12 protein-coding genes and 1 pseudogene are annotated in these 16781 nt (G+C 47.3%); 11 read left to right on the top strand and 2 right to left on the bottom strand.

Annotation, left to right across the window (positions count from 1 at the left end; translation table 11 throughout):
- The first annotated feature begins 5 nt into the window (after positions 1-5).
- From proB to L5M29_RS11720, 9 genes and pseudogenes are all read left to right on the top strand, one after another.
- Positions 6-1106 (top strand): glutamate 5-kinase, encoded by a 1101-nt coding sequence (proB, locus tag L5M29_RS11760; RefSeq protein ID WP_263167945.1) that lies wholly within the window; start codon positions 6-8, stop codon positions 1104-1106.
- Between the two features lie 48 nt (positions 1107-1154).
- Positions 1155-2402: a glutamate-5-semialdehyde dehydrogenase gene (locus L5M29_RS11755; protein WP_263167943.1), complete on the top strand. Its 1248-nt coding sequence runs from the start codon at positions 1155-1157 to the stop codon at positions 2400-2402.
- 402 nt (positions 2403-2804) lie between these two features.
- Entirely contained in the window at positions 2805-4991 is a 2187-nt protein-coding gene (locus L5M29_RS11750) for a TonB-dependent siderophore receptor (protein WP_263167940.1), read from the top strand.
- A gap of 39 nt (positions 4992-5030) precedes the next feature.
- On the top strand, positions 5031-5672 hold the full coding sequence (locus L5M29_RS11745; protein ID WP_263167938.1) for a DUF4198 domain-containing protein: 642 nt from the start codon (positions 5031-5033) through the stop codon (positions 5670-5672).
- Positions 5673-5698: 26 nt separating this feature from the next.
- Complete coding sequence (locus tag L5M29_RS11740; protein WP_263167936.1) at positions 5699-6748, top strand: efflux RND transporter periplasmic adaptor subunit; 1050 nt, start codon at positions 5699-5701, stop codon at positions 6746-6748.
- Positions 6749-6752: 4 nt separating this feature from the next.
- On the top strand, positions 6753-9920 hold the full coding sequence (locus tag L5M29_RS11735) for an efflux RND transporter permease subunit (protein WP_263167934.1): 3168 nt from the start codon (positions 6753-6755) through the stop codon (positions 9918-9920).
- A pseudogene (locus L5M29_RS11730) lies at positions 9913-10281 on the top strand (hypothetical protein). Before L5M29_RS11735 ends, L5M29_RS11730 begins: the two are co-directional and overlap by 8 nt.
- Positions 10278-11867: a PepSY-associated TM helix domain-containing protein gene (locus L5M29_RS11725; RefSeq protein ID WP_263167932.1), complete on the top strand. Its 1590-nt coding sequence runs from the start codon at positions 10278-10280 to the stop codon at positions 11865-11867. The pseudogene L5M29_RS11730 and the gene L5M29_RS11725 overlap by 4 nt, the downstream one beginning before the upstream one ends.
- Entirely contained in the window at positions 11864-12190 is a 327-nt protein-coding gene (locus tag L5M29_RS11720; protein ID WP_263167930.1) for a DUF3325 domain-containing protein, read from the top strand. Before L5M29_RS11725 ends, L5M29_RS11720 begins: the two co-directional genes overlap by 4 nt.
- A gap of 263 nt (positions 12191-12453) precedes the next feature.
- On the opposite strand, the gene L5M29_RS11715 is transcribed toward L5M29_RS11720, so the two are convergent.
- Positions 12454-14001, bottom strand: coding sequence for a KAP family NTPase (locus L5M29_RS11715; RefSeq protein WP_263167928.1), 1548 nt, complete (start codon positions 13999-14001; stop codon positions 12454-12456).
- A 118-nt stretch (positions 14002-14119) separates the two neighbouring features.
- On the opposite strand from L5M29_RS11715, the gene L5M29_RS11710 reads away from it, so the two are divergent.
- Positions 14120-14251 carry a hypothetical protein gene (locus L5M29_RS11710; RefSeq protein WP_263167927.1) on the top strand — a complete coding sequence of 44 codons (132 nt, stop codon included), beginning with the start codon at positions 14120-14122 and terminating at the stop codon, positions 14249-14251.
- On the opposite strand, the gene L5M29_RS11705 is transcribed toward L5M29_RS11710, so the two are convergent.
- Positions 14228-15760, bottom strand: coding sequence for a DUF3612 domain-containing protein (locus L5M29_RS11705; protein ID WP_263141342.1), 1533 nt, complete (start codon positions 15758-15760; stop codon positions 14228-14230). The genes L5M29_RS11710 and L5M29_RS11705 overlap by 24 nt on opposite strands.
- Positions 15761-16015: 255 nt before the next feature.
- On the opposite strand from L5M29_RS11705, the gene L5M29_RS11700 reads away from it, so the two are divergent.
- A complete protein-coding gene (locus L5M29_RS11700) occupies positions 16016-16579 on the top strand; it encodes a malate synthase (RefSeq protein WP_011845404.1) in 564 nt (187 codons plus the stop codon).
- The last annotated feature ends 202 nt before the right edge of the window (positions 16580-16781 follow it).

Here is a 16781-nt window from a genome sequence, read left to right as displayed (position 1 = left end):
CAGGTATGACTGACTTACCCTGGAAACGCATTGTCGTTAAGGTAGGTAGTGCCCTGATTGCTCCACACAAACAAGGTTGCAGCAGCCACTACTTACTCGGCATTGCCCAATTTATTACTTATTGTCGTGCCCAAGGGATCCAAGTTGTCTTGGTCTCTTCGGGTTCCGTCGCCGCGGGATGGCATCACTTTGGCGTGGTGGATAAACCGAGCGTCACTGTGAAGAAAGCCATGGCAGCAGCAGGTCAGGCCGATATGATGGCCACATGGAACAAGTTATTTGATTTCCCGACCGCACAGCTACTGTTAACCCACGGCGATTTACGCAATCGAGATCGTTATATCAGTATTAAAGATACGATTTTCAGCCTACTCGAACATGGGCTATTGCCTATCATCAACGAGAACGATGCCGTTACCGCCGACAAGCTCAAAGTTGGCGATAACGATAATCTCTCGGCCATGGTAGCCGCGGCGGCCGATGCCGATACCCTGATTATCTGTTCAGATGTGAACGGGCTTTACACACAAAACCCCCATGAAAATCCCGATGCACAGCTTATCAAGCAAGTGAACGAGATTAATGCCGAAATCTACGCCATGGCAGGCGGCGCCAGCAGTGCCGTCGGCACAGGTGGTATGCGGACTAAGATACAAGCCGCCAAGAAGGCGATTTCCCACGGGATCGAAACCTTTATTATCAATGGTTTTGATGCCGACTCATTCAACCAATTGTTGAAGGGCCAAAACCCAGGAACCTTATTTACCCCTGATGAGAAGCCAATGCAGGATCACTTGCACTGGATGACACATACCTCGCAGGCTCAAGGCGAAGTCATTGTTGAAAATGACTTTAATATCGCCCTTGATATCCATAGCGAGCAATTGACCAGTGACGATGTCGTTGCCATCAATGGGGACTTTTCTGTCGGTGACACCATTTTAGTACGCAAAGACGATGGCACTAAATTGGCCAAGGCCAAATCCAATTACAGCAGTTGTTTACTTAGCTTTATTACGGACCAAGACGATCGCGAGTTTGCCAGTGAATTTCAGCAAAAGACTGGACCGATCATTTCCGAGAAAAACATCGCCATTCTCGAATAAGCATCAGCCGAATAAAACTAAGCGAGTAAACATCTAAGCGGAGTAAATATGACTTTAATCAAAAATTTATCTCAAGAAGCTGCCAAAGCGGCTCTGATCCTCGCCCAAGTTGACGAACAGCTTAAAAATACTGTACTCCTCGATATGGCACGCTCATTACGCGAAAAGTCCTATGAAATCCAAAGCGCAAATTTAATCGACTTACACAGAGCGACCGCCGATAACGTCGGCCCTGCCATGCTCGACCGATTAACGCTAACGCCAGAGCGTATAGAAGCTATGGCGGTAGGCATTGAAACCATCGCCGCCTTACCCGATCCCATTGGCAACGAACGCTATATTGGTCAACGACCTAATGGTTTATCCATCAGTAAGATGCGCGTTCCCTTAGGCGTGGTTTGTATGATTTATGAAGCGCGCCCCAATGTCACCGCCGATGCGGGTGCCCTGTGCTTTAAATCCGGCAATGCCGTGATCCTGCGCGGTGGTAAAGAGGCGCTGCACACCAGTAAAATTATCGCCACTATTTTGCAAAGCGTATTGAAACAATACGGCTTGCCCGAGGCGTTAATCACTGTGGTGCCCGACCCAGATCGCGCCCTCATGCTAGAACTGCTGCAGCAACGAGATTATATCGATGTGATCATTCCCCGCGGCGGTGAAGGCTTGATTAACTTTGTGACTGACAACAGTAAAATCCCAGTGATCCAGCATTTTAAAGGTGTGTGTCATTTATACGTCGATAAAGATGCCGATCTGGATATTGCTATGGACTTACTGCTCAACGGTAAAACCCAGCGCACTGGCGTATGTAATGCCCTCGAAGCCCTATTAGTACACCAAGAAATTGCCTCGCAATTCCTGCCTAAAGTAGCCAAAGCGCTGGCCGAGCATAAGGTTAAAATCAATGCTTGTACTCAAGCCGGTGGTTATTTTGAAAACTGTACTTACATGGAAGAAGACGATTTCGGCCAAGAGTATTTAGATCTCGAAATTGCCATTCGCCAAGTCGATCACTTTGACCATGCTATCCAACATATTGCCCGTTTTGGTAGCCAGCACACCGAAGTAATTTGCACCGGAAACGAAGTTACAGCCGCACGCTTCCAACGTGCAGTCGATGCTTCTGTGGTAATGGTCAATGCCTCTTCGCGCTTCTCCGACGGCAGCGAACTTGGCCTTGGAGCAGAAATCGGCATCGCGACATCTAAGCTACATGCCTATGGCCCAATGGGACTCGAATCCTTGACCGCTGAGAAGTATTTAGTCTCAGGCACAGGCCAAGTGCGGGCGTAAACCTAAGGTGTAAATCATACTTTTAGGCTTAACAAGTCCGTTGGATTTCGATTCAATTGTAAAGATTAAAGGCCACAGTCAGTAACGACTGTGGCCTTTTTGTTGGCTAAATTGACCCTATCCACAACAGCCTGAGTTCCCAGTCAATGCCCTGAAACCGAGTTATAGTAAGGCATGCGCTAAAACCTCAGATCCCACTGCGATGACTTATCACAGCTCGCTGACAAGCTATTCGCCAATAAGTTACAACCCAGCTTAAACAATTTACACATTGAGCATATTGCATTTATTTTAAACAAACCTATCATGCGATCGATTCTCATTTGCACCTAAACACTTTGTTTGCACTCAGGATCACCAATCATTATTTAATCTGAAATCGCCTGAAAGGATTGAAATACCATGCCTCCCCTATCTGTTTTAACGTCTTGGCGCTCGCCATTGATCCCTGTACTTCTCAGCACACTTACTCTGACGGTTCAAGCCAATACTGACCCTAAGCAAGATGAGAAAAAAGATACAGAACAGATAGAAAGATTGAACGTGGTAGGAACATACACCCGCGCGGCAATGAATAGCGCCACGGGTTTGTCTATGTCACTCAAAGAAACCCCACAAAGCGTCACTTTGATTACCGAAGAGATGATTAGCGACAAAGGTTTGGTCACTATGGAGTCAGTGTTAAATCACACTCCTGGCGTGACTATGGTGGGCGATGCCTCTGAAAATAGTCAGATATTCGTGCGCGGTTATGCACTAGACAGCGGTGTTCAAATTGACGGCTTAATCACAACCTCTTCATCCCATGTTTACAGCGGCTCAATTGATCAAGGTTTAGACCCTGTGATTGCCGAACGGGTTGAAGTATTAAAAGGTGCGGCAGGGATTTTAAGTGGTTTAGGTGAACCTTCTGCCACGGTTAATTTTATTCGTAAACGTCCAACGGATGACACCCGTGCCACGGCAAGTGCAAGTTATGGCTCATGGAATACCTATAGACTTGAGGCCGATGTTTCTGGCTGGCTAACGGATTCGGGCAATGTGAAAGGTCGATTCGTGAGTGCGGTGAAGAAAGGCGACTCTTTTATCGATCGCTATCAGCGCGATACCACAGTGCTCTATGGCGTAGTTGAAACGAGTCTCGGCACAGATACTAGCTTGTCGCTGTTTGCGGACTATCAAAAATCACAAACCGACGGTGTGTATAACTGGAACTCTAATCCCGCATTTTATACCGATGGCACAGCTGTCGATTTTGGCCGCAACTACTCTAGCTCACAGGACTGGACCCATTGGGACGTGACCCAAAAAAGTCTCATGGCCGAGTTTAAACATAGATTCGATAACGACTGGTCACTCGTCAGTGCCTATCGTATTGCTAACGCCACCATAGACGCATTGGCCTTTTACCCAGGCGATTATATCGTCAAATCAACCGGCGAATTTGTTGGCCCTTGGGGCGATACCTATGCCGCCCAACATGATCGCGAGTCAGATACCAACAGTTTCAACCTGTATGCAACGGGTAACTTCGACTTACTCGGCCGTGAACATAGCGCTGTGATCGGTTTTAACTACGGTGACAACGAGTTCGATAACATCAACACTGAATCTGGACGCCAACGTCGCTATAACGTCGCGGATCAGGGCAATTACCCCAAGCCTAATATTCCTAATTCACCCACCAATGGCCAAACCAATGAGCAAAGCCAATCGGGTGTTTACGGCACGGTCCGTGTCAATGTATTGGATTCACTGAAATTAATGGTCGGTGGACGCGTAAGTAACTGGTCCTATGAAAAGCATGATCTCGTGGGTAACAGCACAGATGCGACCATGGAAAAAACCGGTATTTTCATCCCCTACTACGGCCTAGTCTACGATGTGACCGAGCAGATTGCTGTCTACGCTAGCCGTACTGAAATCTTCAAACCTGGCACCTATTTTGGTGAAGATGGCCAACTGCTCGAACCTGCAGAAGGCACAAACGTCGAAGGCGGCGTCAAGGTCGCGCTGTTCGATGACACGCTAAACATGTCAGCCGCCGTCTACGAAACCAATAAAGACAACGAACCCGAATATGCAGGTAAAGGTCAGCTACCTTCCGGTGACTCTATCTACGAAAGTGTGGATGGGATTACCACCAAGGGCTATGAGTTAGAAATTGCCGGACGTCTTACCGACTTATGGGATATCAGCGGTGGTTATACCCACAACAATGCAGAAGATAAAGATGGCCTACGTCGTCAAACTTATCTGCCCGAAGATATCTTCAAACTCACCACTAAATATAACTTTGAAGATATTCTGCCGGGCATTACTGCAGGTGCGAGCTGGCGCTGGCAGAGCAGCACCTTCTATCAAGGCACTATTTGGGGTGTCGATGGCGCGCCGAATGTGGCTTACCGCCAAACACAATCAGTCTACTCACTCGTTGACTTAATGTTTGGCTACCAAATCACACCTTCTATTTCTATGCAATTGAACATTAACAATATTTTTGACAAGAACTACAACCGCTCACTCTGGGGTTACGCCGACTTTGGCGAGCCACGTAATGCCACACTGTCACTACGTTGGACGCTCTAAAACATAGCCCTAACCCGAAATAACATTAAGGATGATCAAATGAAACAAGCACTTGTAATACTCACTTTACTCGGCGGTATCGCTTTTTCGGCTCAAGCACATGAAGTATGGCTTGAGCGTAATACCGATGGTTCGGTTAAAGTGCAATTTGGCGAACCGGGTTCAGAGCAAGCTTCGGCAGAAGAGTTAGCATCGTTAAGCGCGGCGCGTATTTTCGCCGCCAATGCCAAGACACCGTTAACCGCCACAGCGCAGGCCGATCATCTACTGGTCAAAACCCAAGATGGCAAGAGTGACATCAGTTTCTATGCCGATACCGCGTGGCAACCATGGAAAACCGAGACCGGATTGCAGGCTGCAATACTCTATGCCCGCACGGGACAAGAACACACAAAAGCGCTGCAAGATTTTGAATTTACGCCAGTAAAGTCAGGCGCTCCCGAGTTTGTACTTAGCTATAAAGGCGCACCACTGGTGAATCATCCAGTACAAGTTTATCGCCCCGGTTTTTGGAGTAAATCTTTCACCACCGATGCCCAAGGCAAATTCGCCCTCGATACCCCAGATGCAGGCCGCTATTTGCTCGTCAGTAATCACACCACAGAAGGTAAACAAACACTCGCAGGCAACGAGGTTGATAGCGTTTTACACATCACCACCACGAGTTTTATCACTCAGTAATAATCTTATAGTGAGATGGAGTTAACGTGCGTTATTTAATGATAGGTTTATACATGCTGTGTTCTGCAGTCCACGCAAGCACAGCACCTGTAACAGTCGCCTTGCCCCAAACAGGCAGTACCAATGAACTTTTGCCACTCAGTGGCTCCATTAAATCCGCACGGGTAGCCCGCTTATCTGCACGTACCGATGGCCTAGTCGCCAAAGTGCTGGTCGATGCGGGCTCTAACGTTAAAGCTGGCCAGCCTCTACTCGCACTCGATGACACCTTAGCCATACACCAATTAGCACAGCGTCAGGCTGATGTAATGGCCGCTAAGACCATGCTGGCAGAAAAGCAGCGACTCCTCACCGAAGCGCAAACACTCAGTTCTCAGCAATTATTCCCCGAAACTGAGCGCGCGATTCGTCAAGCGGCGTTAACCGAAGCCGAAGCTAATCTGCAGAGTTTAACGGCAGCATTAGCACACCAAAAAGAGGTGGTCGCCCGCCACCAACTGATCGCGCCGTTTGCGGGAGTGATTTCCAGCAAACAAACTGAAACCGGTGAATGGGTCAATGTCGGCACTGAAATCTTCACCTTAGTATCCCAAGAACAGCTCTGGCTTGATATTCAAGTCCCACAGGAAATGTTCCAAAACATAGCCACTGCAACTCAAGTCGATATTGCCGCAGATATGCTGCCTGAACAGCAGTTTATCGGCCATGTGAATGCACTCGTCCCCGTGAGCGACCACAATGCTCGTAGCTTCTTGGTGCGCTTAACCATTCCTGATGCGAGTGGACTTTTGATGCCCGGCACATCGGCCACTGCGACCTTCCACTTACAGCGGGCGCAACACAGTGTTGTCGTGCCGCAAGATGCGCTAGTCCGTCACCCCGACGGCCAGTTCAGTGTCTTTACCGTGCAAAACAACATAGCCCAACGGCATACCGTTCAAGTGGGCCATACGAGCGCCATCGGGATTGAAATCCTTAGCCCATTACCCAAAGATACGCCCGTGGTGATCCGCGGTAACGAAAGCCTACAAGACCAACAGCCAGTCTCTGTACTCAACTCTGCAGTAAGAGGTTAGTGGGATGCTGAAGTTTGGAATTAAACATGGCACCTTACTGTCGGTCATCGTCTTGATATTTTGCGTATTGGGCACAGCTGCCGCACTGCGTATCCCAATCCAAATGATCCCCGACTTAGATGTGCGCACCATCAGCGTGGCCACAGGTTGGCCGGGGGCAACACCGCAAGACGTCGAAAAAGAAATTCTACTTGAGCAGGAACGCTACCTGCGCACCCTGCCCAACTTACAACGCATGACCTCTTGGGCCGATACGGGCTCGGCATGGATAGAACTCGAATTCCCCCAAAGCACAGAGATAAGCGATGCGCTTATTCGTGTTAGCAATGCGCTCAGCCAAGTATCGTCCTACCCTGAAAACGTCGATCAACCAAGGCTTTACAGCAGTTCATATTCAGACAACGCTTTCATGTATTTCCGCCTCGTGCCTGTCGCGGGGAACCCGCTGAATCTAGACATAGACATGATGCGCGATTTCGCTAACGACTTTATTCGCCCACAAATGGAGCGCGTCAAAGGCGTTTCCTCTGTCACTATTCAAGGCGGCGCTGAACGGCAAATTCAAATACGGCTCGATCCCGCCAAACTCGCCCAACGCGGCATCAGCATTATGGACGTGCGCCAAGCCATTCGAGATCGCAACAAGGACACTTCTGCGGGCGATATCGACAGTGGTAAAAAACGTTATTTACTGCGGGTAATTGGCCGTTTTGAGGATTTAAATCAACTTAAGCAACTGATTTTAAAACGCCAAGGTAATACGAATATTCTGCTGCAAGACGTTGCCGAGATAAAACTCGACCACGCCGAGATCCGTGAACTGTCCTTTGCCGAACAAGAACGCACCCTCAGCTTAGCGGTCAAACGGGATGTCGGTTCTAACGTTATCGCCATCAAAGATGCCATGATGCCCGTGATAGCGCAGATCAATCAAAATCAACTCGCCCAGCACGCCATGCAGTTAGAGTTATTCAGTGATGATGTGCGCTATGTGCAAGATTCAGTTGAAAATGTGTGGGTGAATTTAGGTCTAGGTGCCTTACTGGCAACCTTGGTCATGTACCTCTTCTTGCGCTCGAATCGAGCAACCCTGATTGGTGTTATCGGTATTCCGCTGTGTACCTTAGCCGCCTTCGTCGGGCTGCTGGTGTTTAATCGCACTATTAATGTCATTTCACTGGCGGGTGTTGCCTTTGCCATCGGCATGACGGTCGATAACAGCATTGTGGTGCTCGAAAGCATTGAACAAGCGCGCAGACGCGGATTAGAGCGTCTCGAAGCAGCCATAAGTGGTATCTACGATGTGTGGCCTGCGGTACTGGCCTCGACGCTCACCACAGTACTAGTGTTTGTACCCATTCTATTTATCAAACAAGAAGCGGGACAACTGTACTCGGATATCGCGATTGCCATCGCTTCATCCATTATCGCTTCTATGCTGGTCGCGGTGTTCATCGTACCCGCCGCTATTGCCCGTTTTGGTTTCGGTAAGATGCACTCGGCGCAGACAAACCAAAGTGAGCCGCCCAAAGCATCACGCATATTGAGCTTAGTCAGCCAACTTGTACTGTCGGCAAGACGCCGCACCTTTGTGATTGTGCTGTCACTCGTCTCGACGATCGGGCTTGCGGCTTGGCTGATGCCTCCGGCCGAATATTTACCCGAAGGCGAAGAACCAAAAGCCTTTACTTCTATGGTCGCACCGCCGGGTTACAACCTATCGGAAATGGCTAAAATTGCTGAAGAATTAACGACTCAGCTATCCGCGAGAGTCAATGCCGAGGCGGCATCCTTTGAACGTGGTGAGCAAAAGATCCCGCCGCTAAAATACTATACCCTCAGCGTGGGTGTCGGCAGTATTTGGGTGATGAGCGAGCCCGTTCGCAGCCAAGATATGGATGCCATGATGAGCTCACTCACCGCCTTGTTTGAGCAATATCCTGGCATGCGCGCCTATTCATCGCGGGGCTCCATTATTTCCAGCAACGATGGTGGCACCCGCGCTGTCGCCTTGGATATTTCTGGCCCAAATCAAGCCAGCCTCTATCGTGCTGCAGAAGCGGCGTATCAAGCGGCGGAAAAAGTATTTGCCGAACCACAGCTGTATTCAGACCCATCGACCTTGTCGCTAGATCAACCGCTGTGGCAGATTTCCCCTCGCTGGCAACGTCTTGTAGAACAAGATTTTAGCGGCAGCGAGTTTGGTTATGCGGTTTCGGCACTGAGCGATGGCGCCTATGTCGACGAGTTTTTCCTCAATGATAACAAGGTGGATATCTTTCTATTTAGTCTGGCAGGCAATCAACAGAGTCTGTCGCAATTGGCGCTCGCGCCGATAGTCACGCCTAAGGGTAATGTACTGCCACTGCAAGCCTTAGCCGACATTAGCGAGCAGATGGATAGCGACAGTTTACGCCGCGTCGATGGCCGCAGAACCGTGACCCTTTACATTATTCCGCCGCGCTCCATTGCATTGGAAACCGCTGTGGCTAAGGTGCGGGAAGAACTAGTCCCCATCCTCTATCAACAAGGTGCGGTCGGCAAAGATGTCAGTTTGGACATTTCGGGCGCAGCCGATCAGCTCGAAGCGACAAAAGCGGCACTCTCCAGCAATTTTCTGGTCGCCGTGTTGATCATCTACTTGTTATTAGTCGCGATTTTTAATCACTGGGGTTATCCGTTATTTGTGCTGATCACTATCCCGCTCGGACTTGCTGGCGGGTTAGTCGGCTTACAAGCGCTTAATTCTATTGGCAGCTTATTTGCGTATCTTGGCGGCCAAGGTTGGCACCAACCCTTTGATATGATTACTATGCTTGGATTTCTAATCCTACTCGGCACTGTCGTTAACAACCCGATTTTGATCGTGGAACAGAGCCGTAAAAACCTGCAATCGGGTCAGTTTGGTGTCGTTGACGCCGTCAAATCTGCCGTCGCCAGTCGATTGCGACCGATTTTAATGTCTACCGCGACGACCTTGTTTGGCTTATTGCCGCTGGTGTTATTCCCTGGTGCTGGCAGCGAACTCTACCGCGGCGTTGGCATAGTGGTATTGGCAGGTCTTATCGTGGCAACGCTACTCAGCTTAACCTTTTTACCCGCCCTGTTAATCTCTGTGCTATCCCGCACCCACAAGACAAATTCAGCAGAAGTGGCACACCATAATGACTGAAAAAACCAACATGACTCCGCCGTTAACACAAAGACTGATGCGCTGGAAAACGTCAGCCATCTGGAGCGATAGCCTGCACATAGGCAATCGCTGCCTCGCAGCAACCTTTGGCGGCTATTTGTTAAGTGCAGTAGCGACTATTTTATTCGCGTAAATCCTGCCGTTATCTCAGGTTGATCGGGTGTTAACCGCCATGATGCTGTCATTTACTGTGTACACCTGCGCCGTGATTTGGGTGTTCAGCGTTAAATCAACATGGCGATACTGGCTGGATTTATTCGCGCTTAGCGGTCTGCTGTATTTAGCTTACCTCGCCGCTAAAGCGTTTGATGCTACAAGTGCTCAAGGGAGTGGATTATGAAAGACTCCTTTTTTCGTTCAATGACTTGGCTACACACTTGGGTTGGATTACTCACCTGCTGGGTGTTGTTTCTGGTTTTTTTCGCCGGAACAGCGGCCTATTACCGTGCTGAAATCAACCTGTGGATGCAACCCGAAAACCACGGCAGCCAATATGATGCCAATGCGGATAATCAACAATTGATACTCAAGGGCCTCACGTCCTTGGCACAACAAGCGCCTGACGCTGAGTCATGGTGGATTTACTTACCCACACAACGGGTGCCATTACTGACCTATGCATGGAGCGATCCCGCCGCTGAAGGACAGCGATTTGGTAATTATCATCAAGGCTTTATTAACCCTGCGACGGGTGAAGCCCTGCCTAAAGCACGGGAAAGCCGAGGGGGCGACTTTCTCTATCGACTGCATTTCGACTTGTACTACATGAGTGTGCTCACGGCGCGTTGGATTGTCGGCTTTTGCACTATGTTCATGCTGGTCGCCATCATCAGCGGGATAGTGATCCACAAACGTATTTTTAAGGATTTTTTTAGTTTTCGCCCCGGAAAAGGCCCGCGCTCTTGGTTAGATGCCCATGTCGCCAGCTCAGTTCTCGCATTGCCCTTTCATCTTATGATCACTTACACCGGCCTAGTGACTTTGATGTTTATGTATATGCCATGGGGACTTAACACGCAATATGGTGATGAAACTCAAGCCTTTTATTCGCAATGGAAACCCATTTACCAAACTCCCGCCGCCACTGGCACGCCAGCCACTATGCTCGATAGTCAGAGTTTACTCAGTGCGATTCACAGTGTCGTCGGTGAGTCGCCACTTGAAGGCTTGCAGTTTGATAATCTCAACGACAGCAATGCCAGCGTAACAGTCAAAATCGCCCCTGAGCACAGCTTAAATCAGCAAGCGCCTTGGTATCACTTGTCTACTGTGACAGGTGCTGTGTTGGCGCAGTCGGCTGTGACTTCGGGAGCGAATCAAACCCAAAGTGCCATGATAGCCCTGCACAGTGGTCGCTTTGCAGGCCAAGGCCTACGTTTACTGTATTTACTGGCGGGATTAACGGGCTGCGTGATGATCGCCAGCGGCGCGATTATGTGGGCCGATAAACTGGCACAAAAGCAGCTTAAAAAAGATAAGAATCATAGCGGGCTCACGCTAGTGAACATGTTGAATCTCGCCACCTTTGGTGGCCTGCCCATTGCGCTAGCCTGTTATTTTTATGCCAATCGACTCTTACCCGTCACCTTTGCAGATAGAGAAAACTGGGAAATCCATTGTTTCTTTATCAGTTGGGCGTTAGTCGCACTGCTCGCTTGTTTCAAACGAAATAAACAAACATGGCAACGACTTTTTTTACTCACATCCTTGCTTTATGGCCTGCTACCCCTGCTCAATGCCATGACTTCGCAGTATCAGCTGATAAGCAATCTACAGCGCCAAGCCTATGTTCTCGCAGGATTTGATCTCATGATGTTCGCACTTGCAGCGCTGTTTTACATGGCAGCCAAACGCTTGCGTAGCCCTAAAAAAGTGCTGGCTACACGGGTAACCAAAACGACGACAGAATTAGGAGTTGAATCATGACAGCCACAGGCGAATTGTTAACCTGTTTTATCGCCATGGGGCTGTTGGCCTTATCTTATTTTAGCCACCACCGCGCCGTGCGTAACCGCACGTTAACCGATGCACAGGCACGCGGATTTCGCACCGCTGGTACTGCAACGCTCGTCCTGTGCTATTGGCTTGCCAGTCGTCATTACGGCCCAGCGTACGCCAGCGTATTACTGCTTGGCTGGGTATGTTTGAGTTCGATAATTCTAGTGATTTTACTCAGCTACAAGCCGCGTTGGCTACAGCCCATATTACCCGCCAGCACCGTAGTGTGTTTGCTCGGCTTGTTGTATTAACCAATGATTTTAAACACAAAATCACGTCAAGAATGAGCGAGACTGATTGCTAAAAAATCATAGAGTAGGGATTGTGAGATGAGTTCTTTTTAAAGCGATAAACAAATGAGTGACGACATAACTAATGATTAAGCACTTACACGCGAGTGCTTAATCATGTCAATTCCTGCGTATTTTTGAAGCTTACTATTCTTACATTAATACCAAAATTTCATAAATGGATAGCTCTAAAATGACTTAGGAGTATAGATAAGCGCTTCTTTCTATTCATCAAAAGACACCGCTAGCTCAACCCAGTTTTTATAATCTGACTTATTAGCTTTGAGATTCATAAGCCTTATTTGATACACCTTATTTGCTCTTTCAGTTAAGTTCGGAGATGAAGATGAAGATGAAGATGAAGATGAAGATGAATATAATGAATCTTCCAGATTGCCTATAAATTTATCTTTTTCTCTCTGGTTCCAAGGAGAACACACCTTATTCATATTAGATAAGATCATATCAAGGCTTTGTTGAAGATCAACCAAAGAATCGGTATCCACCTCTCTTGGAAAAAAACCTTGCTCTCTGTTTTTATAAACCATGGGGGAAATATCGATTCGATAAGTTAATTTCCCAATAGATTGTCCAAAACTAGCCTCTTTATTGGTTGACTCAATCCATACCTCATACAAAGAGTAATGCTTATCTCTCAATACAAATAGAATTAACAATAAATAAGGATTTAAAGTCTTATTTTGATTGCTTAAAACAGCTATAAATTTATCTGTTAACTGATCCGTTTCCCTTGGCGATAGTCTAAATCTATCGGCAACAATAGAAACAACTCTTGTGAAGTCATCGATCTCATCTAATCTAGGAATATATTCTTTCCACTTAGGATTATAAGTCACTTTGCTTTCTGCGATTCGGCTTACAAACTCATAGCGAGAAAGCTCAGTTAACGAATAACGGCGCCTAAAGAATCGCCCTAAATAGGTTTGTGCATCAAAGCCTTCCCCATAGACTGCTTTAACTGCATGCTGTAATTGCTCAGTATCAGTCGCAACAACAAATGCAATATTATCTAGCTCAAAGAAATGCTTCACTACTTCTAACATCTCTACTGCGTAACTTGGACGACAGCGGTCTAATTCATCGATAAATATAAAAGCCGGTGCTTTTAAAGTATCATTTTTATGTGCAATTACCGCAGTAATTAATTCTTTAATTTCGGATCGTAAATATTCAACCGACTTCAGTTTATCGTTGTGATCTTTCACTAAGCATTGTGCAATAGCTGCAGCAGACTCACTAAAAATATCTGATGAACCTTTGTCATCATTTTTAGGCTCATGTGTAATTTTGTCTTCGATTGAAATGTCATCTAAATTCAATCCAGTTGCCTTTTTAACCAATCCTTTGAGTAAAGCAGGTGCTGCAGCTTTGATAAAACGAGCCGTTTTTTCATTGATATTAGATACTATTTTATTTCCATGAGGTAATTGATCACTTAAAGCGTTTATCAAAGATGAAATCACAGTAAGCATTGGGTCGTCTGAATAGTCCTGCTTCCAAGCATCAATATAAACGACAGGGTGACTCTCTTTAATGCTCTCTATCCAGCGGTTAATGAAATAGGTTTTACCCGATCCCCACTTAGCATTTAGGTTTAATACATAACCGCCATCGATGGCATTACTTGCCAAATAGTTGTGCAAAAATGAAGCGTATCTTGCTCTGTTTAATGTGTCTTTTGGAAATAATTCCGTTCCATCAGTGCATAACATAGGCTTCTGCCAGTTAAACTCTACAATATCATCAGACATAAAATCCCTTTTTATTAATCAGTTACTCATACTTCAGAATAAAGTCGTTATTTTGTTTAACTATCAACTAAATGAGCGATACAGACAAACACAGGAGTCCACAGAGTTAAGCACTCTCATGGAAGTGACCGTTGGCGGCATGGATGCCGCCGTCGAGCCCTCAGGGACGAGTTTACGGCGAGTCACTGAAGTGAGAGTGCTTAACATCAATCCCATCTGCGATACTTTATTCAGTACCATCACACTGTGATTTACCTGCTTGATAGCAACTGGGTTGACGTGGGCATACGGCGCCGCGGGAGCAAATAAGGCGGGCGTCGTTTTTGATCCCACGTTCTATCCAGTTGATATTGAGGATTTTTGCGACGCTCACCAGATCGCTTTTAATGTGTTTGGGAATAGCGACTGAACCGCCGCTGGCGACACAGGCATTCTTCAAATCGTGGGCAATAGACAGGGCATCTTTGCCTTGGGCTTCAATGGCCGGATTCAAATCAATACCAGCGCAGAGCACATGCGGGTTACCCGCAGAATCTTCGACTTTAATCGACTCACAGCAGTAAATGCGGGGTTCGTTGCCGACGTTTAAAATCGAAATCTGTGCCGAAGTACCGACCGTCGGCTCACTGATCATCCTAAAGACGGCCCAATGCTGACAAGGGTCTTCCACTAGTCGCATATTGCCCCAAGGCAGTGGAATACCGTTACCACGGTAAACGGCTTTGAGTTTGCCTGGTGCGTAAGCGTCGAAATAATGCCAATGGGGATAAGGAGAGACGACAGTCATACGCCGCATGGCGACTGAGGCTGACACTTGCAGTTGCTTGTGTACTTCAATCTCATAGCCGTGGCGGTCGAGTAATTGGCGATAAGGCACTTTAGGGCACAGCAGCGCACCGGCGAAGAAGCTCGATTCAAAATCGCGCCACGCATGCAAGATATCCTGCGCGTTCAAGGTATTGGACTGCATACCCGCCTCTTCATCCACTTCTAATTTGCGGCCTGAGATCATCACACTCTTGAGGCCGTCCTTGTTGTGCAACACGCAATGACCTATGTGCACAGCTAAATCATATTTGAGTCTGTTGGGGCGATTTTTGAGGATTTTATTTACATAAATCGTGCTCGGCGGCTCAATAAATGAGGTGACCAACTGGCGCGAACTCACGCCCATTTCATCGATAACTTCCTGCGGCGTACTATCTATCCACTTGATTTTTAATCCCATTCCCTTAGCGATATCCAGCATATCGTCCAGAGATAGGGGCATACGTTTGAGGCCGACTTCTTCGGCGGCACGTTCAAGATCGGGGAAATGATTTTGATGGTGTTCTTGATGGGCGCGGATCAATAAATGGGCAAACTGCCGACCTGAGATCCCTGTCTGCGACAGCATCTCAGGTATCGCTATTTGTAAAATATCATTGGAAAACAAAAAGCTGGGTTCAAGTGCCATACCACTTATGCCACCACGTCGGCCCTTGTCTGGCGTAATGGCGTTTTCTTCGGGCACATCGTCTAAGAACCATTCGGCGTCTTTTTGAAAAACCGCGGCGATGACTGCCAGCATTCCGGCACTCGGCACACGCTTGCCACGTTCGATCATCGACAAATATGACACAGAGGGCGCACTTCCGGCGTCGACTCGAATGCATCGTGCCGACAAATCTTCCATAGTTAAATTATTACGTTTCCGTAGGTTACGTATTTTTGTGCCTAGGAAATGTGATTTTCTCATCAAGCTCTGGTCATTGCGCATTTTGTAAAATTCACAGTGTAAAATTTTTATTGTGAAATTGTAGTCAAAAAAAGACTAGACTACAAATCAAGCAATCAAGGAAAGGCTAATGCGAACAAGCTAAGCCATTCCAGTACAAGAAAGGCTTAACCACTCCCACTAAAAGTGGCTAAGCACTCAAAGCGGACAAACCAAATTGAAGACAAACTTTGATAAGCCAAAAGTTAAATCAAAACCCTGAATTTTTTTAAATTGAAAGAGTAAGAGGAACAAGCGATGAATATGTCAATTATCAAGAGCAACCAGATCCAACCGAATCTAAACAGCCTCATCGCAGAAGAAGTGCTAGCCGTGGCCCAAGTGAATGTCGCCGAGCACGAGAAGATCGCTAATGCGAAACAATTCCTCGACCGCCTCTTTCCACTTAACTCTGGTTCACACCAAGATGTGAGCAGCTATGTGGTTTACTACCAACACCTGTTGGCCTTTTTTGCCGACGGCAGCCACAGTGGTTTACGTCAGCCAAAACAGTTTGTGGCCTTTAACGGCACTAAAGATGCGCCTTGCGCCATAGTGTTACAGGACCTAGGTTGCCACGTTGAACTCAGTTTCGACCGCAGTGGCATGATAGGTGCGAGAGACGTTGCCAATCTGGAAGATATCCAAATCGGAACGTCATTAAACATGGTAGTCGGAACACCAGAGTCACGTTCTGCCGCATCGCGCCATTGGCTCAGCCTATTACATGCGGGTATGTCCAGCGCTAACGACACCCAAGATAAGTTGTTTACCGCAAAGGATGGCAGCGATTACAACTTGAAAAGTATCGTAAATTTATAATTTCACGCTTTGTAACCTCGCCATTTATTATCTAGCCAAGAAGATGAACTGAGCTCAGTTCATCTTCTTCAATTTACCCTCCTGCTTTGCACAATCCTCTGATAGTCAATAAAACTGACTGACTAGATAAGTTTAATTGATTTTATTGAGGCTCATACACCCAGCTATAATGCCCTCTTGCATCTGTCTCCATGATCAATCC

Source organism: Shewanella sp. SM95 (assembly GCF_025653595.1).
In the GTDB taxonomy this organism is placed as follows: domain Bacteria; phylum Pseudomonadota; class Gammaproteobacteria; order Enterobacterales; family Shewanellaceae; genus Shewanella; species Shewanella oncorhynchi.
The sequence above is the reverse complement of the archived record's forward strand: the minus strand, read 5'-3'. Positions and strand labels throughout refer to the sequence as shown.